Annotated in this window: 20 protein-coding genes; 13 read left to right on the top strand and 7 right to left on the bottom strand. The window is 61.5% G+C overall.

Annotation, left to right across the window (positions count from 1 at the left end):
* Positions 1–43: 43 nt before the first annotated feature.
* The 6 genes from ACWUKX_RS01730 to ACWUKX_RS01755 form a co-directional block, all read right to left on the bottom strand.
* Entirely contained in the window at positions 44–268 is a 225-nt protein-coding gene (locus ACWUKX_RS01730; protein ID WP_065007038.1) for a hypothetical protein, read from the bottom strand.
* Between the two features lie 150 nt (positions 269–418).
* Positions 419–2,083, bottom strand: coding sequence for a cbb3-type cytochrome c oxidase subunit II (locus tag ACWUKX_RS01735; RefSeq protein ID WP_456003244.1), 1,665 nt, complete (start codon positions 2,081–2,083; stop codon positions 419–421).
* Positions 2,080–3,522, bottom strand: coding sequence for a cbb3-type cytochrome c oxidase subunit I (locus ACWUKX_RS01740; RefSeq protein ID WP_456003247.1), 1,443 nt, complete (start codon positions 3,520–3,522; stop codon positions 2,080–2,082). Before ACWUKX_RS01740 ends, ACWUKX_RS01735 begins: the two co-directional genes overlap by 4 nt.
* A 130-nt stretch (positions 3,523–3,652) precedes the next feature.
* Complete coding sequence (locus tag ACWUKX_RS01745) at positions 3,653–4,117, bottom strand: c-type cytochrome (protein ID WP_456003250.1); 465 nt, start codon at positions 4,115–4,117, stop codon at positions 3,653–3,655.
* Between the two features lie 12 nt (positions 4,118–4,129).
* Positions 4,130–5,275 (bottom strand): metallophosphoesterase family protein, encoded by a 1,146-nt coding sequence (locus tag ACWUKX_RS01750; RefSeq protein WP_455849944.1) that lies wholly within the window; start codon positions 5,273–5,275, stop codon positions 4,130–4,132.
* Positions 5,276–5,366: 91 nt separating this feature from the next.
* Positions 5,367–6,065 carry a hypothetical protein gene (locus ACWUKX_RS01755; protein WP_456004056.1) on the bottom strand — a complete coding sequence of 233 codons (699 nt, stop codon included), beginning with the start codon at positions 6,063–6,065 and terminating at the stop codon, positions 5,367–5,369.
* Positions 6,066–6,374: 309 nt separating this feature from the next.
* Here ACWUKX_RS01755 and ACWUKX_RS01760 point away from each other — a divergent pair, with 309 nt between their 5' ends.
* The 4 genes from ACWUKX_RS01760 to groL all read left to right on the top strand — a co-directional run bounded on the left by ACWUKX_RS01760 (position 6,375) and on the right by groL (position 10,312).
* Entirely contained in the window at positions 6,375–6,860 is a 486-nt protein-coding gene (locus tag ACWUKX_RS01760; protein WP_456003253.1) for an SCO family protein, read from the top strand.
* Positions 6,861–6,940: 80 nt separating this feature from the next.
* Positions 6,941–7,183, top strand: coding sequence for a hypothetical protein (locus ACWUKX_RS01765; protein WP_456003255.1), 243 nt, complete (start codon positions 6,941–6,943; stop codon positions 7,181–7,183).
* Positions 7,184–7,395: 212 nt separating this feature from the next.
* Positions 7,396–8,613, top strand: coding sequence for a 5-aminolevulinate synthase (hemA, locus tag ACWUKX_RS01770; protein WP_456004058.1), 1,218 nt, complete (start codon positions 7,396–7,398; stop codon positions 8,611–8,613).
* 55 nt (positions 8,614–8,668) lie between these two features.
* Entirely contained in the window at positions 8,669–10,312 is a 1,644-nt protein-coding gene (groL, locus tag ACWUKX_RS01775; RefSeq protein WP_456003257.1) for a chaperonin GroEL, read from the top strand.
* A gap of 715 nt (positions 10,313–11,027) precedes the next feature.
* Here the strand turns inward: groL and ACWUKX_RS01780 are convergent.
* On the bottom strand, positions 11,028–12,257 hold the full coding sequence (locus tag ACWUKX_RS01780; RefSeq protein WP_456003258.1) for an ROK family transcriptional regulator: 1,230 nt from the start codon (positions 12,255–12,257) through the stop codon (positions 11,028–11,030).
* Positions 12,258–12,366: 109 nt separating this feature from the next.
* Between ACWUKX_RS01780 and ACWUKX_RS01785 the strand changes: the two genes are divergently transcribed.
* The 9 genes from ACWUKX_RS01785 to ACWUKX_RS01825 all read left to right on the top strand — a co-directional run bounded on the left by ACWUKX_RS01785 (position 12,367) and on the right by ACWUKX_RS01825 (position 23,088).
* Positions 12,367–13,632: an ABC transporter substrate-binding protein gene (locus ACWUKX_RS01785; protein WP_456003260.1), complete on the top strand. Its 1,266-nt coding sequence runs from the start codon at positions 12,367–12,369 to the stop codon at positions 13,630–13,632.
* 60 nt (positions 13,633–13,692) lie between these two features.
* Positions 13,693–14,628, top strand: coding sequence for a carbohydrate ABC transporter permease (locus ACWUKX_RS01790; protein ID WP_287091874.1), 936 nt, complete (start codon positions 13,693–13,695; stop codon positions 14,626–14,628).
* Positions 14,621–15,523: a carbohydrate ABC transporter permease gene (locus ACWUKX_RS01795; RefSeq protein WP_127208056.1), complete on the top strand. Its 903-nt coding sequence runs from the start codon at positions 14,621–14,623 to the stop codon at positions 15,521–15,523. Before ACWUKX_RS01790 ends, ACWUKX_RS01795 begins: the two co-directional genes overlap by 8 nt.
* Positions 15,524–15,533: 10 nt before the next feature.
* The gene (locus ACWUKX_RS01800) at positions 15,534–16,631 is read left to right on the top strand and encodes an ABC transporter ATP-binding protein (RefSeq protein ID WP_065007049.1); all 1,098 of its coding nucleotides are present in this window, start codon (positions 15,534–15,536) and stop codon (positions 16,629–16,631) included.
* A gap of 4 nt (positions 16,632–16,635) precedes the next feature.
* Positions 16,636–17,409 (top strand): SDR family NAD(P)-dependent oxidoreductase, encoded by a 774-nt coding sequence (locus tag ACWUKX_RS01805; protein WP_456003262.1) that lies wholly within the window; start codon positions 16,636–16,638, stop codon positions 17,407–17,409.
* A gap of 37 nt (positions 17,410–17,446) precedes the next feature.
* Positions 17,447–18,451: a sugar phosphate isomerase/epimerase family protein gene (locus ACWUKX_RS01810; RefSeq protein ID WP_456003264.1), complete on the top strand. Its 1,005-nt coding sequence runs from the start codon at positions 17,447–17,449 to the stop codon at positions 18,449–18,451.
* Positions 18,448–19,260, top strand: coding sequence for an SDR family NAD(P)-dependent oxidoreductase (locus ACWUKX_RS01815; protein WP_095484126.1), 813 nt, complete (start codon positions 18,448–18,450; stop codon positions 19,258–19,260). The genes ACWUKX_RS01810 and ACWUKX_RS01815 overlap by 4 nt, the downstream gene beginning before the upstream one ends.
* Positions 19,261–19,610: 350 nt before the next feature.
* Positions 19,611–20,798 (top strand): magnesium transporter, encoded by a 1,188-nt coding sequence (locus ACWUKX_RS01820; RefSeq protein ID WP_456003266.1) that lies wholly within the window; start codon positions 19,611–19,613, stop codon positions 20,796–20,798.
* Between the two features lie 79 nt (positions 20,799–20,877).
* Positions 20,878–23,088, top strand: coding sequence for a SulP family inorganic anion transporter (locus ACWUKX_RS01825; protein ID WP_456003268.1), 2,211 nt, complete (start codon positions 20,878–20,880; stop codon positions 23,086–23,088).
* The last annotated feature ends 32 nt before the right edge of the window (positions 23,089–23,120 follow it).

Genomic DNA, 23,120 nt, shown 5'->3' on the forward strand with positions numbered 1-23,120 from the left:
ACATCTCCATCACTCCTGCCTTACCAGCCTTGCGACAGTCTTCTTAGAACAGACGGCCGGGACCGAGCCCGCCCCAATAGACATACATGTAATACAGCCCCCAGGCGAACAGCAGGCAGTAGACGACGAGAAGCCATATGGGAATGAATCCCACACGCGCCTGTATCAGGCCGCCGGCATAGTCCTCCAGTTCAGGATGCGAGCTTTGACGCACTTCCAGTTCCGGATGCGTCGGGCTCTCCGGATCGCTGCTCTGCAGATCGCTCATTTTCCATTTCCCTTTCAAAAAACCCGTTGGCGGCTTTGTCGGTGCCGCTCAACGCGCCGGATAGGACGCCCCAGATGAACAAGAACAGGGCCGCCAGGCTCATCATCATGGCGCCCGCATAGGGTCCGGTGACTTCAAAACCGAGCATGGCTATCCTCCTGCGGGTGCCTGTTCCTCGCCAGGTGGCGCTGGCGGGCCGGACGCCGGCACCGACGGATCGGGCACATAGGCTCGCTCAGGCTTGTCAGCGACCAGTTCCAAATCGTTCAGCGCCGCGCGGGCCTCCTTCTTGATCGAGAGCGGCTGCAGCGAGAGCGGGTCTTTATAGGCGGAAAGCGCCACCACGAAATAGGAAAGCGCCCACCGGTCCTCGTCCGGAAAGGAATCCCGATAGGACGGCATCGGCGTGCCGCTGAGGCCGGTAGTTATCGTCCGGAAGATGTCTTCGACGGCCGGGCCAGACTTGAACTGGCCGCTGGTGAGGTCGGCCGGCACGATGGCGAACCCGGTATCATCCTTGAGGCCGGCAGCCTTCTCGCCGTCGCCCTTGCCACCTTGGCCGTGGCACTCCCAGCACTTCGCCACCTGCCAAACCTCCTTGCCACGGTCCAGCATCGTCTGCGACGGGGTCGGCGGGCGCCCGATATACAACGGTGGGCCAGGCGGTTCCTCGACGAAGAAAGCGTAAGGACTGGCGGGATCGGAACGGTCAACCGCTAGCTCATACTTGATGTACTGGATCACCGCCAGCCGATCGTTGAGCGGCAGTTCGTACCAAGGGGGCATTGCCGTGCCGCGAATGCCGCGAGTAATGGTGCGCAGCATGTCGCCGTCCGTGGGCAGGGGCTCCTTTGTCAACCTGAACTTGAAGACTGCTGAGGTGAAGTCCCTGGGCCGCTGGTTAAACATAAAGGTGGCGGCCGGCCCGTTGCCGTCGCCTTTGGCACCGTGGCAACCGATGCAGCGGCGCTCATAGACTTCCTTGCCATAAGCAATCCATTCCTCGGAGCGCGGCATCGTCGCATCCATGACCTCCAGGCTTTGCGGCTCGAAAAGATCGCGCCATTTACCCCGGTTCGTGCCGAGCTTCTGGACGTAGGAAACGAGCGCCGCCACCGATTCCGTCTCCGCCGCGATGCTGACGGTTTCTCCTGTGTATTCGTCGTTCGGCGTCAGGATGATCGGCTTTCTTTCGCGCGCCTTCAGCGGCACGAACAGCAACCCGTACGCATTCGGCGTCAGCTGGATCGCTTGCTGGCTGTCGAAGTCGAACAGGTCTTTGGTGACCTCTGTCCTTTCCAGGGTCCGATTGCCAGCGCCGTCGTCAACGATACGGACGGCTGCATCGGGTTCGTGGAAGAGGCCGCGATACGGCGCCATTATCGAGTCCGGCACCAGCATCCGCGGATTGTAGAAGTGCGCCAGGTGCCATTCGTCGCTGTATTTCAGGCCGACGCGCGTCAGGTCCGGTCCAATCCGGCGTGTGCCTAACAGGTGCGGCACGTCATAGGCGTATTCGCCCGCCTCGCTGACCGGTCCCCAGCGGCGGATCTCGCCGGTCACTGGCCGCACGAATTGCGAATGGCAGTACCAGCAGCCTTCGCGCAGGTAAATGCTGCGGCCGCGACGCTGCTGCTCGGTGTAGTCCGTCGCCTCTGAAACCGTCCATTTCAGCTGGCCAAAATCCGTGCGCACCACCGAGGTCACGCGCGTAGTTCGCGAGGACGGCTCCACGAAGGGCAGCACGCCCTGCGTGATCACCGCAAGGGTGATGCAGAAGACGCCGGCGAACAGCGCGAAGAAGCGAACGTTCACTGCGCGGGCCCTCCCGCCGGGGCCGGGATAGGCGCCTCCACCGGCCCGCGGACGCGTCGCGCCTCAGCCGCCGGGCTGGTCAGTGCGGTCAGCATCAGATTCACCACCAGCAGCGACATACCGATATCCATGCTGATGCCTGCCAGGGTCCGCGCCAGCCAGTAGGGCTTCACCCAGACGAGCGAGTCGAGCCATTCGACCCCATTCATCCATTGATAACCCTGCTGCAGCCCGCCCGCTGTGAGGACCAGGCCCATGGTCGCGATGCCGACGGTGATCAGCCAGAACGACCAGTTGCCGAGCTTGAAGGACCAGAGTTCGCGCCCGAACAGCCGCGGCCAAGTATAGACGAGGCCCCCCATCGCCCAGACGACGAAGGTGCCGAACACGGTGAGATGCGAATGCGAGATGACGAAATCGGTGAAATGGGTCGGCTGCTGCAGCTGCCGCAGCGCCTCGGTCGAGCCCTGGAAGCAGCCGACGAGATACATGAGCGAGCCCATGATCAGGAACTTCGCCGGCAAGTTCCTGCCGAACTCATGCCACTTGCCCATCATGGTGCCGAAGAAGTTCACCAGCACCGTCCACACCGGAATGATCAGCAGCATCGACGTGACGACGGCCAAGGTCTCGGCCCAGTCCGCGATCGGGCTGTAGAGGTAATGGTGGATGCCGACGAACGGGTAGAACAGTGCCAGGGACCAGAAGCCTACCAGCGAGAGCTTATGGGCATAGAGCGGATTTCGCGCGCTGATCGGCAGGAAATAGTAGATGATCACGTAGCCCGCGGGCGTTAGCCATAGCCCGACGATGTAGTGGAGATAGAGGCCATGGAAGGCGGCGCTGTTGATGCCCGAGATCGTGTACGGCAGGATGAAGCTTCCAAGCACGAAGTTCATCGTCGTCCACACGAAAGTAGCGATCAAGTACCATAGCGCGACATAGATCGCCGGCTCGAGTCTTCGACTGATCGTGATCAGGAACTGCGCGGTAGCAACAGCCACCACGATGAAGAATGCGACCTTCGCGTAGAGCGGAAGCTCTCCGGCTTCCAAACCGTCACTGTCGCCGATCAGCAAGCCGATCAAACCGGCGAGGGTTGCGACGTTCCAGACCCATGCGAGAAGAACCGACCACTCCGACCATATCACCCGCACCCCCGACAGACGCGGCACGAGATAGTAGCAAAGGCCGATGAAAAGCGTCGAGAAGGCGCCGAAGATGACACCGTTGACGTGGACCGGGCGCAGCCGGCCGAAGGTGAGCTCGAGGTTTCCCGATCCAAGATAGTCGGGATAGTTGAAGGTGCTCGAGATCAGCACGCCGACGGATGGCGTCACCGTCAGCCAGAACATGCCGAAATAAAGCCAGGTCCGCACGACCCGGTTGTCGACCAGCGCATCCAGGTCCACATTCGCGAAGTTGCCGCGCAGCTTCATCCCCGTCTCTGGCAACGCATAGACCTCCCCGCGCGGTTCCCGGGCCGCACGACTGCTTCAACCCCACCCATCGAGGTGTCATCCCGATGGACGCGCTCCCGTGAAGCCGATGCCCCGGCTATCGACGAGACTAGTACTTGCCTGGCACCAACACCGAGCCGGTGTTCGACCAGGTGATGTACGCCTCGAGCGCCTTCATCGCCTCCGATTCGGGATCGATCTTCTCGCCCTGGTTCGGTTTCTCGATGCACCAGTTGATCATGTCGCGCAGTGTCGCGAACTTGGCCATCGACTGCTGGAACTTCGGGAACGCCTGCGGGTGGGTATTGGAGGCCATCGGATGGCACATGGCGCAGGCCCACCCGGTGGTCGATAGCTTGACGCCCAACTGCTCCGCCATCGCCGCATCACCGTGGAACAGGAGGTCTCCCTTCCTGACCTCCTCCATGAACGCTTCTTGATAGAGTTTCAGCTGCTTTGGCGTCACCGGGTCCTTGTTGGCACTGGCCGGCCCGACGACGACGGCAGCTGCGACGGCTGCTCCGGCGACGGTGGAACGCCTCAGAATGCACAGGAATGTCGATGTGTTTATCATAGCCACCACCCTTTATGGATTTGCCCACGGGTATTGATTGTCGGCGATGCGTGGCCGTATGACCTCCTCAATGCTCTTGTCGTGGTCCTCCGGCGACTGGACGAACACCTCCTTGCGCCCCCACATGATGTACTCGACATCGACCTTGTCGTCGGCGTTGACGTTCACGGTTTCCCAACCGACCCCGTCGAACGGATCGCCCGGATCGACACGGATCATCGGCTTGGTCAGCTTTGGCACGCCTTCCGGCGCATACGGCCAGGGCCAGGAGGTCGCCAGCATGCCGATCGAGCGCATGCTGCCGATCTCGTTGTAGAGCACCTGGTGCACGTGACCGTGGATGTTGGTGACCTTTGTATAAGGCTTCAGCACGTCATTCACTTCGCGCCAGTCGCGTACCCAGAAATTCCAGGGCGGGTAGTACTCGTACAGCGGATTGTGGCTGAAGATGACGATCGGCTTGGACTTATCCCAGTCGGCGAGTGTCTTCTGCATCCAGTCGAGTTGCTCGCGGCCGACACCGGCCCACGCGCCGGCAACCGTGCCGTCGAGGGTAGCCATGTGGCCCATGCGCTCCTCTGGCGTCATCTTCTTCGCTGTCCAGTAGTCCGGTCCCCGGCTGACCGTATCGAGCCCGATGAAGCGCACGCCTTTGTGATCGAAGGTCCAGTTGGGTTGGCCGAACAACTCGCCCCACTTCTTGCCCATATCCAGATACCAGTCATGCTCGCCCGGGATGTAGTACTTCTTGATCTTCAGATCCTTGAGGAGCTCAACGCCAAGCTCAAGTTCCTCGATCTTTCCGAGCTGGGCCAGGTCGCCGCCGAAGATCAGGAAGTCGGCCGGCGGATCCATGGCCTGGACCTCTTGCACCGCGCGCACCACCTTGTCGACGAAGCGCGTGTTGAGGGATCTTTCATAGAGATGGGTGTCCGAAATCCAGGCAAACTTGAAGGGCGCTTCGGCGGCGTGAGCGACGTCGATAGTGTTGAGCAGCGGCCACCACGCGAAGGTCTGGCCGACGGAAGCAGCGCCGAACAGCAGCGATCTGTGAATGAAGGTGCGGCGGGTGATTTGGAGCGAGTCGTCGGGGCGAACTCCAGGCGGCTGCAGCACCGCATGCATTTCGCGCCGAATGCGGTCAAGCTCGTCAGACATCACGGTTCCTCCTCAGTGCAGACCGTTTCTTAAAGCGTCGGTCTTCTCGCAGGAGCGCGACCCTGTTGAATCAGTGGGTCGCAAATTTTCTTTATTTTTTCAGTTCAACCGTCAGACTGGTGGCCTTATTCTCCTCTACCTTTACGGGCTGCTCGATGGGCCCGGTGAAGGGGTGGATCGCCACGAGTTTGTAGTCGCCCGGCGGAACATCGGTTATGCTGAACTTGCCATCGGCGCCGGTGACCGCGTAATAGGGATTGTCCACCACATAGACCCAGCCTTCCATCCAGCCATGCGCGTCGCAGTCGACGCGGACAGTGCCGGCCCGCTTCAGTTCGACGGGTATCCGCTGGCCCTTATTGGGTAGCGCCAGGTTGAAGGCGGTTCGCTTGCCATAATAGCCGTGGGTGTTGTGGAGCGTTGGGTCGCTGTTGATCACCTCCAGCGAACCGGCGGGTATCATCTGAACCGCGGGCTCAAAGCGACATTTGAGGTTGTTAAGCTCAGGCGGCTTTCCGGGTTCCGGCCAGGCCTTTCCCTGTGCCACGTCGACCAGCTGCACCGCCGCGTTCAGCACGGCCTGATCGCTGCCGACTTCGATCAGCGGCTCTTCGCGGGGGTCGCCGCACACCTCGATATCCTTGGTGGGGATGATCTTTGTTGTCGGCACGTCGCCGCGGTAGACGATCGTACCCTCGATCGTTCCGCCTCCCGTGACCGGACCCACTTCGTAGGCTTGCGCAGGCGCGGACATCATCGCAACGACAGCGATCGCCGCCAGCCCGCTCATCAATTCGCGAATGGTCATAGACGCCACCTCCTTCATTAGGTTGAGGGGCAACTTTTAAAAATAGGGCCAAACCAGCACCATGTCTAGCCATTCAGCAAAAAAATATGATATGGTTCGGCAGTTTAGGCGAGTTTGCTAGTTGCAAACGTCGCGGGGTTTGGAGCGTCTTTCTCGAGGTACCGGAGGTACTTGATGAGCCGACGGCATGAACTCCTCGCTCCGGGCCTACGGTCCCCGATATCCCGGTTCTGCATCATATTCGCAGCGGCCCTGTCGATCTGCCAACCGCTCGCGCGGAGTGACACGCCCGTGACGGTCGGCGGCTCATTCACGCTTACGGCGCCGGACGGAACGACGGTCACCGATGAGACTTATCGCGGCAAATGGCTGCTGGTTTTCTTCGGCTATACTTCTTGTCCCGACATCTGTCCGACGACGCTGTCATCAATCGCCGCCGCGATTGAGGAACTCGGCCCCGACGCCGCAAAACTGCAACCGCTCTTCATCACTGTCGATCCCGAACGCGACACGCCTGAGGTGATGGGAAGCTTTACCGCGGCTTTCGATCCGCGCATCGTGGGACTGACCGGCAGCCCGCAACAGATCGCTGCGGTTTCGGAGGCATATGGCGCCTACGGTGTGGCGCGCCAGGACGAGGCGGGCGGTGACGACTACCTAATGGATCACGGCACCCACATCTACATCATGAACCCACAGGGGCAATTCGTGGAGGGGCTAGACTCTGACACACCAAGCAGCGGCATTGCCGCTACGTTGGGTGAACTGGTGCGATGACACCAGCCCTGGGATGACGGAGATCATGGTTATGCAGTTGATCGATCCATAGAAAGTTGTCATCCGGAAGGAGAGCGACCATGCAAAGACATACAAAGGAAGCTTCGGAGCTTAAGGCATTGATCCTCGGGGATCTTCATAAGGAGCCGGGATGCGAGCACGTCACTGATTTTGTGATTCAGCGGCTCGAAACCAAGGAGAACGGGGCAAACTGGACTGTCAAATATCTGGATCCTAATCAAGATAAGGTCTGTGAGACGATTCTGATAAACATAGCGCGAATGTTGCAGCTCAACTTCGACCTTCCTGAACGCGGGTCGTGAGGAACGATGCGAGCGGGATCGGCGCGCATCGCGCTTTGAAGTAATTCGTATGCAAGCAGGGGAATCGGGCGATGGCGGAACTCACAGCGTTGCACACCGGCAAACTTGGCGGCGTAAAGAACGTCATTGCGTCGCGGCGATTTGGACCTCCGATGACCGGAGATGCCGGCGATATGGCCGATGGGCAAGGCCGTATCTTGGAGCCAGGCAATATGAGGTATGACGGTTTCTTTGCAGATGCGATCGCGCGTCTGCAGGAGGAACGGCGCTACCGTGTGTTCGCGGACCTTGAGCGCCTCGCCGGACGCTTTCCCCATGCCGTGTGGCATTCCCCGCATGGACCGAAGGACGTCGTGATCTGGTGCTCCAACGACTATCTCGGGATGGGACAACACCCAAAAGTGGTCGCCGCCATGGTGGAGACTGCTACCCGCCTGGGAACGGGGGCCGGCGGGACGCGCAATATCTCCGGTACCAGCCATCCGCTCCTAGAGCTCGAGAGCGAGCTTGCCGATCTTCACGGCAAGGAGGCGGCGCTGGTCTTTACGTCCGGCTATGTTTCGAATCAGACTGGCATCTCGACCATCGCCAAGCTGATCCCCGGTTGTCTGATCCTGTCCGATGCGCTCAACCACAATTCGATGATCGAGGGCATCCGCCAGTCCGGTACGGAGAAGAGCATCTTCCGCCACAACGACGTCGATCATCTCGAGGAATTGTTGAAGGCGGCGGGTCCGGACCGGCCAAAACTCATCGTCTTCGAAAGTCTCTATTCGATGGGCGGCGACGTCGCGCCAATCAATCGCATTTGCGAAATCGCCGATCGTTACGGCGCAATGACCTATCTCGACGAAGTCCATGCTGTGGGCATGTACGGCCCTCGCGGCGCCGGCATCGCCGCGCGCGAGGGCGCCATGAACCGGATCGATGTGATCGAAGGCACGCTCGCCAAGGCCTTCGGCTGCCTCGGCGGCTATATCACGGGAAGTGCTGTGCTGATCGATGCGGTTCGTTCCTATGCTCCGGGTTTCATCTTCACCACCGCGTTGCCGCCGGCGATCTGCGCCGCGGCCACAGCGGCGATCCGGCATCTGAAAACCTCGCAGTGGGAGCGCAAGCGCCAGCAGGACCGCGTCCGGCGGGTCAAGGCGGCGCTGGGTGCCGCTGCGCTGCCGGTCATCCTGAGCGACACCCATATCGTTCCTGTGGCAGTCGGCGATCCGGCGCATTGCAAAGCGGCGAGCGACCTGCTGCTGAGCGATCACGACATCTATATCCAGCCGATCAATTATCCGACCGTGGCGAAGGGTACTGAGCGGCTGCGCATCACGCCGACACCTTGTCATGAGGACATCATGATTGATCGGCTCGCGGCAGCTTTGTTCGATGTCTGGAATCGGCTCGGGCTGCCACGGGGCAATCTCGCCTGAGCGGCCGAATGAAGCTTCGCCGTTCCCCGAAGATTAGGTCTTAAGGATCAAGGAAATGGCTGCCAAGGAGATCATGTTTTCGTTCGAGGCTCGCGACAGAATGCTGCGCGGCATTGACACCCTGGCGAATGCGGTGAGCGTCACGCTTGGCCCGCGGGGGCGCAACGTCGCGATCGGCAGGGAGCACGGCGCGCCGCGGGTCACGAAGGACGGCGTGACCGTCGCCAGGGAAATCGAACTCGACAACAAGTTCGAGAACATGGGCGCCCAGATGGTGCGCGAGATTGCAACAAAAACCTCCTATCAGGCCGGCGACGGCACGACCACCGCCGTCGTGCTCGCGCATGCGATCGCCCGGGAGGGCGCCAAGGCGGTGGCCGCTGGCATGAATCCCATGGACCTGAAGCGCGGCATCGATCTCGCGGTCGAAGCCGTCGTCGCGGAACTCAAAAACAATGCCACGAAGGTCACCTCGAACGTCGAGATTGCGCAAGTCGGCACCATCTCGGCCAACGGCGACAGGGAGATCGGCCGCTGCCTCGCCGACGCCATGAAGAGGGTCGGCAATGACGGCGTGATCACTGTCGAGGACGGGACGTCGCTCGAAACCGAACTCGAATTCGTCGAGGGCATGCAGTTCGACCGCGGCTATATCTCGCCCCATTTCATCACCAATCGCGCAAAGATGCGGGTCGAGATGCAGGATGCCTATGTCCTCATCAGCGAGAAGAAACTGTCCAGTCTGATCGAAATACTGCCGCTGCTGGAGAAGGTGGTGCAGGCCGGCAAGCCGCTGCTCATCATCGCCGAGGATGTCGAGAGTGAGGTGATGGCGGCGCTGGTGGTCAACAAGTTGCGCGGCGCTCTCAAGGTTGCAGCCGTGAAGGCGCCGGCCTACGGAGACCGCCGCAAGGCGATGCTGCAGGATCTCGCGCTGATGACCGGCGCAACGGTGATCTCGGAGGATTTGGGCATCAAGCTCGAGCATGCTTCCCTCGATATGCTCGGGCGCACCAAGAAGGTGATGATCGACAAGGCAAACACCACGATCGTCGGCGGCGCCGGCAAGCGGGAAAGGATCGAGGCCCGCATCGCCGAGATCAAGCTCGAGCTTGCGGAAACCACCTCCGATTTCGACCGCGAGAAGCTCCAGGAGCGGCTGGCCAGGCTCGCCGGTGGCGTCGCCGTTATCTGGGTCGGCGGTGCAACCGAAGTCGAGGTCAGAGAGAAGAAGGATCGCATCGATGACGCGATGAACGCGACAAGAGCCGCGGTTGCAGAGGGCATTCTCCCCGGCGGTGGGGTCGCCTTGCTGCGCGCCGGCAGGGCGCTCAAGAAGCTCAAGGGCAGCAACGAGGACCAGCAGGTCGGCATCGCGATCGTCAGGAAGGCGATCACCTGGCCGGCTCGGCAAATCGCGATCAATGCCGGCCTGGAAGGCTCGGTCGTCATCGCCGGGATCCTCGAAAACGACGATAACGCCTATGGCTACGATGCCCAATCGGGCGTGTACGGGGATCTGGTGTCAAAGGGCATCATCGACCCGGCCAAAGTGGTGCGAACGGCGCTCCAGGGCGCAGCCTCGGTGGCAGGCCTCCTCATCATGACGGAGGCCATGGTGGCCGAAGTGCCTGGCCCGCCGCCGCCGGAGCTTCCCGGTCACGAGCATCATCATCACGATATGGATTTGGATTTTTGACCGCTTCGCGGTCGTAATCTGGGCTCGCGGCAATCAACAATGATCTCGTCCGCTATCGAGGTGAGACAAATCGTCGAGGATCACGGTATCCAAGGTCGGCTCATGGCGCGAAGTTGCCGACCGAGATGGGTCAAAGTGGCACAATTTGCCATCTGGAGCCGGAGCGAAGTCAACAGAAATGCGGCCATTGAGAGGAATATCTCTAGGTCGCAACCACCGTGACAACTTATATCATTTCTCGGTGATGCGGCCTTATATCCGAGGTTTTGTAACAATTTGCCCGTCTCCCAACAATCGGAGCCAATTGCAGATCTGTCTCGTTGGCCAAACTCAGTTAATGCCCGAGACTATCGCGCTTGAACATGACGCGATAGCTTCTGGCTGCCTTTACTAAATATCCGGCTGCTGCGCTTTCACCGGCCGGACTTTCCGCTGACGGAGGTCAGGGCCATGAGCAAGCTTCGCGCGTCCGGCCAGATATGTCTGTCGGCGCTGCTCGGCAATTCACCTCGTTTCTCCATCTCATAGATCGTGCTGTCAGCGAATGGGACGATCAACCTGAGTTCATGCCGCCTTATGGTCCGTGGCAGGCCCGTCAGAACCGTTGCGGGACCGGAGCAGCCCACCGGATCGCTGTCCTCATCCTCGTGATTGGGCATCAATCGAGTGGGAGTAAGGGGCAATCGGTCGGCGCTATTCGGCGAGCAAGGCCAGATCATTGCAGTCGGCTGTTGTGTCGCAGCACGAGGCCGACTGCGCCCAGCAATGCGTCGTTCTCTGTGTGCTTGCCCACAATTATCCGCGTGCGCAGGGCGGGCGCGACATCGCGGGACTTGATGAGCGTGTGGCGTTCATATGACGCGATCAGCGGTGCCAGGAGAATATCGCCCGCCAAAGCCATGCGGCCCCCGATAATGATGAGTGGCGGATTGATCACCGAGCCGATCAAGCCAAGACCACGGCCGGCGAACTCGGCGGTGTCCTCGATCATCCGCAGCGCCCCGACGTCGCCCTGTTCGGCCATCATGATCACCTCGTCCATCGTGACCGGCCGCCGCACGATGCGCGAAATCTGCTCGAGCGGCCGGGCAAAGCTCGCATAAAGCTCGAGGCATCCGCGATTGCCGCACCGGCAAAGATCGCCGCTGGGATCAACGCTGATGTGCCCGAATTCACCGGCGCCGCCGGCGATGCCAGTCACCAGCCGGCCATGCTGGACAATGGCCCCGCCGACGCCCAGATCGATCTTGAACAGCACGAAATCATCTTGGCCGACAGCCGCGCCCCACATCAGCTCCGCAATGGCCGAGCAGTTGCTCTCGTTATCGGCGAAAATCGGCTGTTCGAGAACCGGCCCGAACACATCGCGGATGTTGACCCCGGCCCAGGTCGGAACAATACTCGCACGCTGCACCACTCCTTCGCGGCTGACAGGGCCCGAGACGGAAACCCCAACCCCCAGGAGCCCCGCCATCGGCAGACCGTTCTCTTCGTAGCATTGGGCAATTGCTGACTTGGCGAGCTGGGCCGCCTGTTGCGGTTGGTAGTCCAGACCCATGGGGATAGTTTGTTCGGTAATGACAGAATGCGAGACGTCGGCGACGACGCACCGCATCTCATCGAGGCCTAGGTGGATCCCGATGCAGGTGCCCGCAGCGGGATTGAGTGTCAATGTCGTCGCAGGCCTGCCGATACCCCTGATCCCATCATGGTGGGTCGAGGATTCGATCACCATTCCGGACTTTCTCAAGCCATTGAGCGCGGTTGAAACCGTCGACCGCGCCAAACCGGTGATGCGGGTAATTTGCGACGCAGAAAGCACGCCGCGCTCACGTAGACATAGAACGATCAGGCTCTCCGGTGATGCGGAGGGTCTGTCGATCAGCCAACTTCTAAGCGAAGGTTTGTTCATGATGAGCACAAAGGACGTTGACTGATAGCTCAAATATGTCATCTTGGAAAGAACGGAGATTACTGCATCTCCGTCTGCGACGAGCTCAAATTGCGTCCACAGGCGGTCGATACGAACCGTAACATCACATGGGAGTGAAACGATGGAATACCTGAGGACGGCCCTTGCGGCCGCTACGGCGTACACCTTTGTTGCGGGAGCCGCGTTCGCAGAGCCCAAGACCAACCTGTTGCATCAATGGGCGACCGGATCGGACGCCCAGGCTATCGCCAAGCTCGGCGAGATGTTTACCGCCAAGGGTGGCACCTGGCAGCAGACCTCCATCGCGGGCCACACGGCCAACACGCTGGCGAAATTGCGCGCCGACGTGATCGCCGGCAATGCACCCCCCGCGGTGCAGCTCAAGGGACCCGAGATCGCCGAATGGAACGAGACCGGCATCACAGCCAATCTCGACGAACTGGCGACAGCGGAAAATTGGGAGAAGGTCGTCGCTCCCGAATTGCTGCCGGTGATGAAGCCGACCGGCAGCTGGGTAGCGGCGCCGATGAACATCCATCGCATCAACTGGCTGTGGGCATCGCCGAAGGTCATGCAGGAAGCAGGCGTCGCCGAAGTGCCGAAGACATGGACAGACTTCAACGCCGCCTGCGACAAGATCGTGGCGTCAGGCAAAATCTGCATCTCGCACTCGACCGCCGACTGGACCGATTCGACGGTCTTCGAGGTCGTGGTCTACGGAATGGATCTCGATCTCTTCAAGAAGGCCTTCGTCGAGGGTGACGTCGAGGCAATGCGCAGCGACGGCATGGTCAAGGCCTTCGAGCAGTTCCGCACGATGACGACGAAATATATGGACCCCGGCATGAACGGGCGCGACTGGGATACCATGTCGCATCTGGTCGGCCGCGGCGAGGCCGCTTTTCACATCATGGGCGACTGGACGCTCGGCCTGCTCACGGCCGGCGGCTTCAAGGAGGGCACCGACTATGTCTGCGCCCAGGCGCCGACTGATTGGGGCAAGCCGGGCTTCATCCTGAATTCCGACTCGGTCGTGTTCTTCCAGCAGAAGGATCCGGACTATGTCGAGGGGCAGAAACTGCTCGCCAGCACCATCCTATCGCCCGAGTTCCAGACGATTTTCAATCAGACCAAGGGCTCGATCCCGGCCCGTCTCGACGTCGATCTTTCGAACGGCTTCAACCCCTGCCAGCAGCTCTCCCAGAAGGACCTGCAGGCATCGATCGATGGCGGCACGCTTGTCCGTTCGATGGCGCATAACATGACGATCCCGCAGAAGGTGCGCGGTGCGATCATGGATACCGTCACTGAATTCGTCGCGACGCCGGATATGACCGCGCAGGACGCAGCTAGTGCCATGGCTGATGCGGCCGAAGCGCAGATGTGAAGAAGCTGCCGATGATGGCCGGGCGCCGGCGCGCCCGGCCTGACTTCGCCGGAGCAGCCGATGTCCACACATGACCTGACTGTACCGGTTGCGTCTCCCGCAACCCCGTGGCGGGAGCGCCTGGGCACGATGGTGCCCATTCTGGTGCTGGCGCCGTCGCTTGCGGCGAGTTTCATCTACGTCTTCGTCTTCACGATTTGGACGCTGTATCTCTCGCTCTCCAACTCGTCGCTGATGCCGACCTATTTGTTCGTCGGTCTGGACAATTATGCTTCGCTCTGGGCGAACCGGCGCTGGAACATCGCCTATACCAACCTCTTCCTGTTCAGCGGCTTCTATATTGTCGGCTCGATGGCCATCGGACTGCTTCTGGCGATCCTGATCGACCAGCGCGTTCGCGGCGAGGCGGTTTGGCGTACCATCTTCCTCTACCCGCTGGCGGTGTCCTTCATCGTCACCGGTACGGTGTGGAGCTGGCTCTACAATCCCGTCGACGGCATCCAAGCCTTCGTGCGGGGGCTCGGCTGGACCGACTTCAGCTTCGCCCTGACGGCCAACCGCAACACCGCGATCTATGCGGTGATCATAACCGGTATCTGGCAGTCGTCCGGCTTCGCAATGGCGCTTTTCCTGGCTGGCCTGCGGTCGGTCGATCCGGATCTCGTCAAAGCAGCCCAGATCGACGGTGCGTCGGTTTCCCGAACCTATCGGAAGGTCATCCTGCCGACGATCGCCCCGATTTTTTTGGCGGTGGCGGTCATTCAAATCCAGTTCGCCATCAAAACATTCGACCTGGTGGCGGCGTTGACGCGGGGCGGGCCAGGTGTGTCCACTACATTCCCGGCGATCTACGTCTACGACCTGATGTTCCAGCGCGGGCAGATCGGCGAGGGTGCCGCTGCGGCGATGATGATGCTCGCCGCCCTTGCGGTTGTGCTGGTGCCCTATTCCTTGTGGATCGTTTGGCGCAGGCGGGCGGAGGGCCGCAATGGCTGAAATTGCCCCCAACCCCCGGCATGATCCCGAAGCGGCCGCGGCTACGCGGCGATATTTCTGGAACCGCTTTCTTACCTATGCGGTGCTGACGCTTTTCGCTGTCATCTACCTGGCACCGCTGCTGGTCGTGGTCTTCAACTCGTTGCGGGAGCAGTCGGAGATTGCCCGCAACGGCCTCATCTCGCTGCCGCGCAGCTTCCGCCTCGACGCGTGGGCGGAGGCTTGGGGTACCTACTGCGTCAGCGGCACCTGCGAAGGCATGAAGCGCAATTTCTTCAACTCGCTCTGGATGACGATTCCCGCGACGGTCATCTCCACGCTTCTCGGCGCCATGAACGGCTATGTGCTGTCGAAATGGCGCTTCAAGGGCTCGGAAATTCTGTTCAATCTGATGCTGCTCGGCGTCTTCATGCCCGGCCAGATCTCGCTGATGCCGTGGGCGTTCCTGCTCGGCAAACTCGGCCTAACCAATTCGACATACGGGCTGGTCTTGATTCACGTCGTCCAGGGCATTTCGTTCACGACCCTGTTCTGCCGCAATTTCTACGTCAGCATACCGGACGACCTCATCAAGGCGGCACGCATCGACGGCGCCGGCTTCTGGCGGATTTTCCGCAAGATCATCCTGCCCCTGTCGCCGCCGATTTTGATCGTCACCGTCATCTGGCAATTCACGGGCATCTGGAACGAGTATCTGTTCGGGGTCGTCTTCACCTCCGGCCAGCAGCAGCCGATTACGGCGGCATTGGTCGCGCTCACTGCCGGCGGCACGACCGCCCGTGCTTACGATGTGATGAGCGCAGCCGTGCTGATCGGCGCGCTGCCGCCGTTGCTGATCTACCTGTTCGGTGGAAAATACTTCGTGCGCGGCCTGACGCAGGGCGCCATCAAATGAGGCATCGCCCATGTCCGCGCTGATGATCCGCGACCTTCACAAGAGCTATGGCGGCCTCGAGATTCTGGCCGGGATCAATCTCGAGGCGCGGACCGGGGAATTCATCGCCCTTGTCGGTCCCTCCGGCTGCGGCAAGTCAACCTTGCTCGCCATGATCGCCGGCCTGGAAACCGTCACGTCGGGTGAGATCTGGATTGGCGACCGGCTGGTGAACTCCGTGCAGCCCAAGGACCGCGACATAGCGATGGTGTTCCAGTCATACGCCCTATATCCCACCATGACGGTGCGCCAGAACATCACCTTCGGCATGGAAAGCCGAGGCGTGCCCAAAGCGGAGCAGGCAGAAGCGGTAAAGCGGGTTGCCGCACTCCTGCAGATCGAGCAGTTGCTCAACCGCAAGCCCGGGCAATTGTCGGGTGGCCAGCGGCAGCGCGTTGCGATGGGGCGCGCCCTGGTACGCGACCCGAAGCTGTTTTTGTTTGATGAGCCCTTGTCCAACCTCGACGCCAAGCTGCGCGTGGACATGCGCACCGAAATCAAGAAGCTTCACCACCGCGTCGGCAAGACGACTGTGTACGTCACCCACGATCAGGTCGAGGCGATGACGCTCGCGTCCCGCATTGCGGTGATGAACCAGGGCTCGGTGCAGCAGTTCGACACGCCGAAGCGGATCTATGACCGGCCGACCAACATGTTCGTAGCCGGGTTCATGGGATCGCCGGCGATGAATTTCATCCCCGCCCGGCTTACCGGCACAACCAGCATCGCGGTGCGCGCTGCTGACGGCAGCGACGCCACTCTTGCCCTTGCCGCTCCGCTGCCTGTCGGTGCGCCAAAGGACGTGGTGCTGGGTGTTCGGCCCGAACACATCTACCGCTTCACGACCGACTTGAAGTCGCGCAAACCGGCTGTGCAGTCGATGCAGGCGCCCGTCGAACTGGTCGAACCGACCGGGGCCGAGACACTTGCCGTCCTCAGGCTAGGCGACCTGGAGATCACTGGCCGTTTCGAGCCGGATGACGCTCCCATCATGGGCGAGACGATAACGCTCGGCATCGACATGTCGCGCGCCTGTCTGTTCGATCCAACAACCAAGGCGCTTCTGTGATCTGATGTCCAAACAATTCGCGACTTATCCGAGCTTGACCGATCGCGTCGTGCTGATCTCCGGCGGTGCCTCCGGGATCGGGGCCGATATGGTCCGTGCTTTCGTGGCGAATGGCGCCCGCGTGGGCTTTCTCGATGTGCAGGATGAACCCGCGGAGGCATTGGTGCGTGAGCTCAGCGGTGCCGGCGGGCGAGCTCCGGTGTACCTCCATTGCGATGTGACAGACGTCGCTGCGCTGCAGGCGTCGGTAGAAGGCGTGCGCGCGCGGCTTGGTCCGGTCGCCGTTCTGGTAAACAACGCTGCCGATGATCAGCGCCATGCTGTTAACGCGGTGACAGCCGAATATTGGGATCGCAGCTTCGACGTCAATCTCCGGCATCACTTCTTCGCCGCGCAGGCGGTGCATTCGCATATGAAGGAACTCGGCTTCGGCTCGATCATAAATTTCTCTTCCATCGCATGGCGTTTCGGGGCGGACCAGATGGTGGCTTATGCCACCGCCAAGGGCGCTGTGGTGGCGCTGACGCGCGCGCTGGCGCGGTCGTTCGGATCCGACAACATCCGCGTCAATGCAGTCGAGCCCGGCGCTGTCATCACCGAGCGGCAGCGGGAGTTGTGGTTCAAGACGCAGGACGCGATCGACCAGACGGTGCAGCGGCAATTGATCCGCCGCGTACTGCTGGGCGAAGAGATTGCACGGACCGTGCTCTTCCTTGCCGCCGATGACAGCCGCATGATCACGAAGCAGTCCATCGCAGTGGATGCGGGTCTGCGCTGATGCGATCGCTTCCACATCTTTCAAAGGGACTACCAAATTGATTCTTCGTCTCGGCCTCAATCCTTACGGACTGACCTACCATCTCGGCTTGCAGGGCCGCGGTACGCCGCGGCACAATCCGGATGGGGCGGGGCTGGAAGGCTTCATAGCGCTCGCGCAGGAACTCGGCGCACGCACGCTCGAGATCTACGAACCGTGGTTGACCGATTTGCCGGACGCCGAGGTCGTCGAACTGCGCAGGCGTCTGACCGCGCTAGACATCGTCCCGGTGGTAAGTGGCGGACTTCTCGTGGCAGGTCCGTTGGACAACGCATTTCGGGCTGCGCGCCTGCTCGAGGCGACAACGATCCGTATCGCACTGACCCCAGTCCTGTGCGGCGACCGCAACGTCTGGGGCGCGAAATGGAGCGAGTTCAACGCGACGATCCGCGCTGCCTTGACGGAATGGGGACCGCGTGCGGCGGCTGAGGGCCGCGTGCTCGGCATCGAGAACCATCAGGATTTCGGCAGCGACGAACTGGTCGCGTTCTGCGAACTCGGCGGGCCCGGTGTGGGCATCACCTACGATACAGGCAACGCGTTCCCTGTCGGCGAGGCACCGCTTTCCTTCACCCGGCGGATCGCGCCGCATGTCCGCCACGTTCACCTCAAGGACTATCGCGTGCAGTTCACGGATGAGGGCTACCGTCTGGTCCGCTGCGCGATCGGCGATGGCGCCGTGCCATTCGCCGAACTGGCAGCCATCCTCGCCGAGCACCATGATACGCTGACGGCCGTGCTCGAGCCAGGCGCGCTGGAGGCCCGTCACGTTCGCTGTCTCACCGACGACTGGTGGAACGGATATGCGCCGAAGACCGCGCGCGAGTTCGCGGCCTGCCTGAGTGCTGCGCGCGTGAACCGTCTTGCGGACGACGCCGACTACCGGACGCCATGGGAGCGCGACGATGACGGCGCGCTCGTTTCGTATGAGCTCGACATGATCCGGCGCAGCGCCGCCAACATGAAGAAGTTCGATTTCATTGCAATGGAGAAATCAGCATGACTGCCCGAGAACTCAGCGGCCTGACTGCCTTCGTGACTGGCTCGGGACGCGGCCTCGGCCGTGTGATGGCCGAACGCTTGGCCGAACTTGGCGCAAACGTCGCGATTCACGATCTCGATTGGACCCGGCCATCCCAATATGGCGAATTCGCAGACCTCGGCGAATCCGCCAGGGGTTTGGAAAAGCATGGGACACGAGTGACCGCGGTCACAGGCAACATCGGCGACAAGCAAGCCGTCGCCGAAATGAAGAGGAAGATCGAGGCGGACCTCGGCGATGTGCATGTTCTGGTCAACTGCGCCGGCGGCGACATCGGCGCCAAGGGGGTAAAGCCCAGTCCCAACAACGCGCTCGACATCGACTATGATGACATCAAGGTTCTGACCGAGAACAATCTTATCGGTACGATGCTGGTCTGCCAGGCGTTCATTCCGCCTATGGTCAAGCGCGGCTCAGGCTCGGTGATCAACATTGCCTCGGCGGCAGCGCATATCGGATGCTCGCCGGAGGTGGTCTACTCCACGCTTAAGGCTGCCGTCGTCCATTATACGCGCTGCCTCGCCAAGGAATTGATCGACGATGGCGTGCGCATCAATGCGGTGAGCCCCGGCGCCACCAAGACGGCACGCTTCCAGGCGAGCCGCGTCGTCGATCCGGAGCGTATGGACTCAAGCAAGAAATCGCTGAACCGATATGCCGAGCCCGAAGAGATCGCCGAAGCGGTCGCCTTCCTCGCCGGTCCGCGCGCGCGCTTCATCAATGGGCAGGTCATTCGCGTCGATGGCGGTTTCACCATCTTCCCAGGTTAAAGCGCGGCCGTTCACACCGCGAACTGTCGGGCTGAGCGCACCCCAATGAACAGGGCCACGACGGCCCATTGCCGACCTTACTTCGCCGCTGGGTTGCGACGTGCTCGCGGAGCCCAGGGATCGACGGTGAATTTCGGCAACACGACAATTCTCTTGGCGACACGCTGACGTTACAGCCCGCCTGTATGCACCCACGCAATGGCTCAGATTTGTCTGGGTTCGGTCTACTCGGCGCCCTGAGAAGGCGAAGATTTCCGGATCGAGGCGCTTGGGCCACCGTGCGCCTGGGCAGAGCGAACCGGTGCGGTCTTTAAGCTCAAGAGGCGCAACATTAGAGGTTGGGGGAACAGATGAGGCAAGAGAACGACATTCAGAAGTTGGTGCGCACGCTGCGTGCTCGAGCACCTGATGATGCGGCTGAATTGCTTGCCGGAGAGCCTCCCGAGTTCATCCGGGACGCACTAAGGTTGTTGCCGGATGGGCACGCCCGGAAGGTGGCGGAGCATTTGCCACCGCAAATGAGGCCTATCAAACCCCATACCGACGGAAAGGATCTCGCGATCCCCGAGGCCATCGTCGAGCTGATGGACCCGATCCCCGCCAGCGTTGCTGTCGGGACGACGGTAGCCGCCGCGGTCGAGGCCGTCAGGCGCGCGCAGGTGCCGACCGAGTTGACTTACCTCTACATCACGGACGAGGGCGATAAATTGGTTGGCCTGGTGGTCTTGCGCGATCTGATGCTGAGCGAGGCCGACGCGACGGTGGATCAGATCATGCTGGCAAGTCCGTTCGCCCTTCACGTCGATATGCCTTTGAGCGAAGCCTGCAAGGCGGCGGTACGCCGTCACTACCCTGTCTATCCTGTGGTGGACGCGGAGAACCGGCTGCTCGGGCAGGTTCGCGGCTGGCGGCTGTTCGAGCAGCAAATCATCGAGATTTCTGCCCAGCCTGGCCAGATGGTGGGTGTCCAGAAGGAGGAGCGTTCTTTCACGCCGCTGTTTTCAGCCTTCTTGAAACGTCATCCGTGGCTGCAGCTCAACCTGCTGACGGCCTTCATGGCGGCTTTCGTGGTCAGTTCGTTCACAGGCACGATCGAGAAGATCGTCGCATTGGCGGCGTTCCTCCCGGTGCTGGCCGGGCAGAGCGGAAACACCGGCTGCCAGGCGCTGGCTATTACGCTGCGTGGTCTCGCCCTGGGGGATGTGGACAAACGACCGAAGCTGCACTTGATTCTGAGGGAGGGGGTGCTCGGGATCGCCAACGGCTTGCTCGTCGGTCTGGTGGCGGCTGCGGCCATGTGGTTCTACGCCTCGCAGCAACCGGAGTCGGCATCCCAGGCGCCGATGCTGGCACTTGTGATCCTGCTCGCCATGTCCGGATCGTGCCTCATGTCCGGGATCTCCGGCGTGCTGATCCCGTTGGGCCTGCGGCGGATCGGCGCCGATCCGGCCGTGGCTTCCGCGATCTTCCTTACCACGGTGACCGATATTGTAGGCATGGGCCTGATGCTGGGGCTGGCCACTACGCTCGTGCTGTAGTGGGTCGCGCCCGCGGACGCGTGCCGACATGAAGGATGGCGTTGGCGGGATCACCGCCGTGAGGTTGTAGGGGCTTTGAATGGTGGTTGAGCAGGTTGGGACACAGACGGATTTTGCGCGCCGCTTGAGCGCCGGGCTGGGCGTTCTGGCCCAGGAACTGACCGCAGGTGTGACGACGGCTGGCGTAGCGCTGCCAATGTGCATCTCCTCCGGCGTCCTTGCCCTTTCGCCGCTCGGCGAGGATCGGGTGGCGGAAGGCGCGCTTGCCGGCGTCATCGCGGCCATTGTCGGCGGCATCGTCGCTTCCGTGTTTCAACGGTCGTCCTTCGTGACGACCATGCCCAGCAACTCACTGATCCAGGCCAGCCTGCTGGGATCCCTGCTCGTCGCTCTCGACGGCAACACGACCCAGGCGCTGCTTGCCTTCGTCGGATGCGTGATGCTGGCCGGCTTCTGGATGATCTTCATCGGGGCGACCGGACTCGCCCGAATCGTCAAGCTTGCCCCCCACCCGGTTGTCGCCGGGTTCATCTCGGGCGTTGGCATCCTGATCATCAAGAGTCAGACCCCGGTGCTTCTCGCGGTCTCGTCCTGGAGTGGGGTCGCAGCGGCAGATTTCAGCCTCGCCACTCTGACAAGACTTCCCTTCGGTCTTGCGCTGATCGCGACCATGGTGGTGATCACGCGACATGCACCTAGGATTCCGGCGCTGCTTGCCGGCCTGCTGATCGGCTATCTGATCTACCATGCTGCCCGTCTGTGGGCGCCCGGCATTGAGCTCGGCCCCGTTGTCGGCACGATCGATCTGGGCGGTTGGGCGCCGATAGGCCTACACGACGCTGCCATCGCACTCCGGCTCGGGTTCGGAGATGTCTGGTGGACCCTGATCGCCGGCTCGTTGACCCTGGCGATCGTGGGAACGCTTGACACGGTCTTCACCCTGCGCACGGCGCGCAATCTGGCTGACATTCAGATCGGTCCGGACCGCGCCCTTGTCGGGCTGGGCATCGCCAACCTTGTCTCCCCTATTATGGGCGGGCTGTTCGTCTCCACGTCAGCCTCGCTGACTGCCGCCAACCATCGTGCCGGTGGGCGCACGCGCGCCTCGACATTTGCGAGCCGGGCGGTGCTGCTTGCGGCCATCCTTGCGTTCCCGGGTCTGATCTTCTCGATGCCGCTGGTTGTGCTGGCCGCCATTCTGGTTTTCGTTGGCATCAATACCATAGACCGTTGGGCGCTGCGGACCGCGCGCCAGGCACTCTTCGGCAAGGATGCGACGGGCCGCATCCAGGCACAGCGCAATATCGGCGTAGTCGCTACGGTGGCGCTCGCCACAGTGCTTGGCCAACCCGTTGTCGGCGCCGTGGTCGGCGTGGCGCTGGCCTGCATCGTCTTCATGATCGAAATGAACCGGCCCGTGGTGCGGCGAAAGGAGATAGTCGGCAAGACGCGCTCCAGGCGCATCCGTTCCACAGCTCAGAACGAGTTGCTGGCGGCCCACGAGCGGGAGCTTGCAGTCTTCGAGCTGCAGGGGGTGCTATTCTTTGGCAATGCCGATGAGCTCGCGGAGGAGATCGACCGGCTGCCCATCGCCGTGCGGGTGATCATTCTCGATTTCCGCGCCGTCAGCGACATCGACGCCTCCGGCGCATTGACATTGCAGCAGATCGCCGCTCGGTGCGCCAGGCGTGGTCAGCGGTTGTTCTTCAGTGACCTCAAGGATGCCCAGGTTCTGGAGGAGTGCACGTCGCAACCTAATGGACCGAATATCTACCCCGACCTCGAAACAGCGCTGGAGCGCTTCGAAGAGGAAATCGTGCAGCGGACCGACAGTGCAGCCCGCTCCGTGATAGAGGTGCCACTCGAACGCACCGATTTCGGCATGACCACGCAGCCGGAAGATTTGAAGGTGCTGATGAGCTATCTCGACCACGTCGAATTCCCGAAGGGCGCAGTGCTGTGCCGCGCTGGCGATCCGGCGGACCGACTATGGATGCTGACGCGCGGCTGTATCAGCGTCTGGGTAATTACGCCTGGCGGGCGGCGCCGGCTGGCGAGCATCGGGGCTGGATGCACAGTGGGCGAAATGGGTTTCCTGACCGAGCGACCACGCTCGACGGACGTGATCGCCGACGAGGATGTTGTTGCCTATAAGCTGACCTCGTCGGCGTTCAACAAGATAACAAAGGCTAGGCCGCACATTGCGCAGGCCGTCCTGAGAAGCATCGCCCGCCAGCTCTCCGACCGCTTGCGCAACGCGACGGAAGACCTTCGGATGAGCTACATGTGACACTTGATGCGTCAGGCGGCGACCAGATATGC

The sequence above is a fragment of the Mesorhizobium sp. f-mel genome (assembly GCF_053850215.1).

What these genes read in the sequence shown, in the direction of transcription:
- ACWUKX_RS01730 (WP_065007038.1), bottom strand. Translation starts at nt 268, where the DNA reads ATGAGCGATCTGCAGAGCAGCGATCCGGAGAGCCCGACGCATCCGGAA.
- ACWUKX_RS01740 (WP_456003247.1), bottom strand. Translation starts at nt 3,522, where the DNA reads ATGAAGCTGCGCGGCAACTTCGCGAATGTGGACCTGGATGCGCTGGTC.
- ACWUKX_RS01745 (WP_456003250.1), bottom strand. Translation starts at nt 4,117, where the DNA reads ATGATAAACACATCGACATTCCTGTGCATTCTGAGGCGTTCCACCGTC.
- ACWUKX_RS01750 (WP_455849944.1), bottom strand. Translation starts at nt 5,275, where the DNA reads ATGTCTGACGAGCTTGACCGCATTCGGCGCGAAATGCATGCGGTGCTG.
- ACWUKX_RS01755 (WP_456004056.1), bottom strand. Translation starts at nt 6,065, where the DNA reads ATGAGCGGGCTGGCGGCGATCGCTGTCGTTGCGATGATGTCCGCGCCT.
- ACWUKX_RS01765 (WP_456003255.1), top strand. Translation starts at nt 6,941, where the DNA reads ATGCAAAGACATACAAAGGAAGCTTCGGAGCTTAAGGCATTGATCCTC.
- hemA (WP_456004058.1), top strand. Translation starts at nt 7,396, where the DNA reads ATGAGGTATGACGGTTTCTTTGCAGATGCGATCGCGCGTCTGCAGGAG.
- groL (WP_456003257.1), top strand. Translation starts at nt 8,669, where the DNA reads ATGGCTGCCAAGGAGATCATGTTTTCGTTCGAGGCTCGCGACAGAATG.
- ACWUKX_RS01785 (WP_456003260.1), top strand. Translation starts at nt 12,367, where the DNA reads ATGGAATACCTGAGGACGGCCCTTGCGGCCGCTACGGCGTACACCTTT.
- ACWUKX_RS01790 (WP_287091874.1), top strand. Translation starts at nt 13,693, where the DNA reads ATGTCCACACATGACCTGACTGTACCGGTTGCGTCTCCCGCAACCCCG.
- ACWUKX_RS01795 (WP_127208056.1), top strand. Translation starts at nt 14,621, where the DNA reads ATGGCTGAAATTGCCCCCAACCCCCGGCATGATCCCGAAGCGGCCGCG.
- ACWUKX_RS01800 (WP_065007049.1), top strand. Translation starts at nt 15,534, where the DNA reads ATGTCCGCGCTGATGATCCGCGACCTTCACAAGAGCTATGGCGGCCTC.
- ACWUKX_RS01805 (WP_456003262.1), top strand. Translation starts at nt 16,636, where the DNA reads ATGTCCAAACAATTCGCGACTTATCCGAGCTTGACCGATCGCGTCGTG.
- ACWUKX_RS01815 (WP_095484126.1), top strand. Translation starts at nt 18,448, where the DNA reads ATGACTGCCCGAGAACTCAGCGGCCTGACTGCCTTCGTGACTGGCTCG.
- ACWUKX_RS01820 (WP_456003266.1), top strand. Translation starts at nt 19,611, where the DNA reads ATGAGGCAAGAGAACGACATTCAGAAGTTGGTGCGCACGCTGCGTGCT.
- ACWUKX_RS01825 (WP_456003268.1), top strand. Translation starts at nt 20,878, where the DNA reads ATGGTGGTTGAGCAGGTTGGGACACAGACGGATTTTGCGCGCCGCTTG.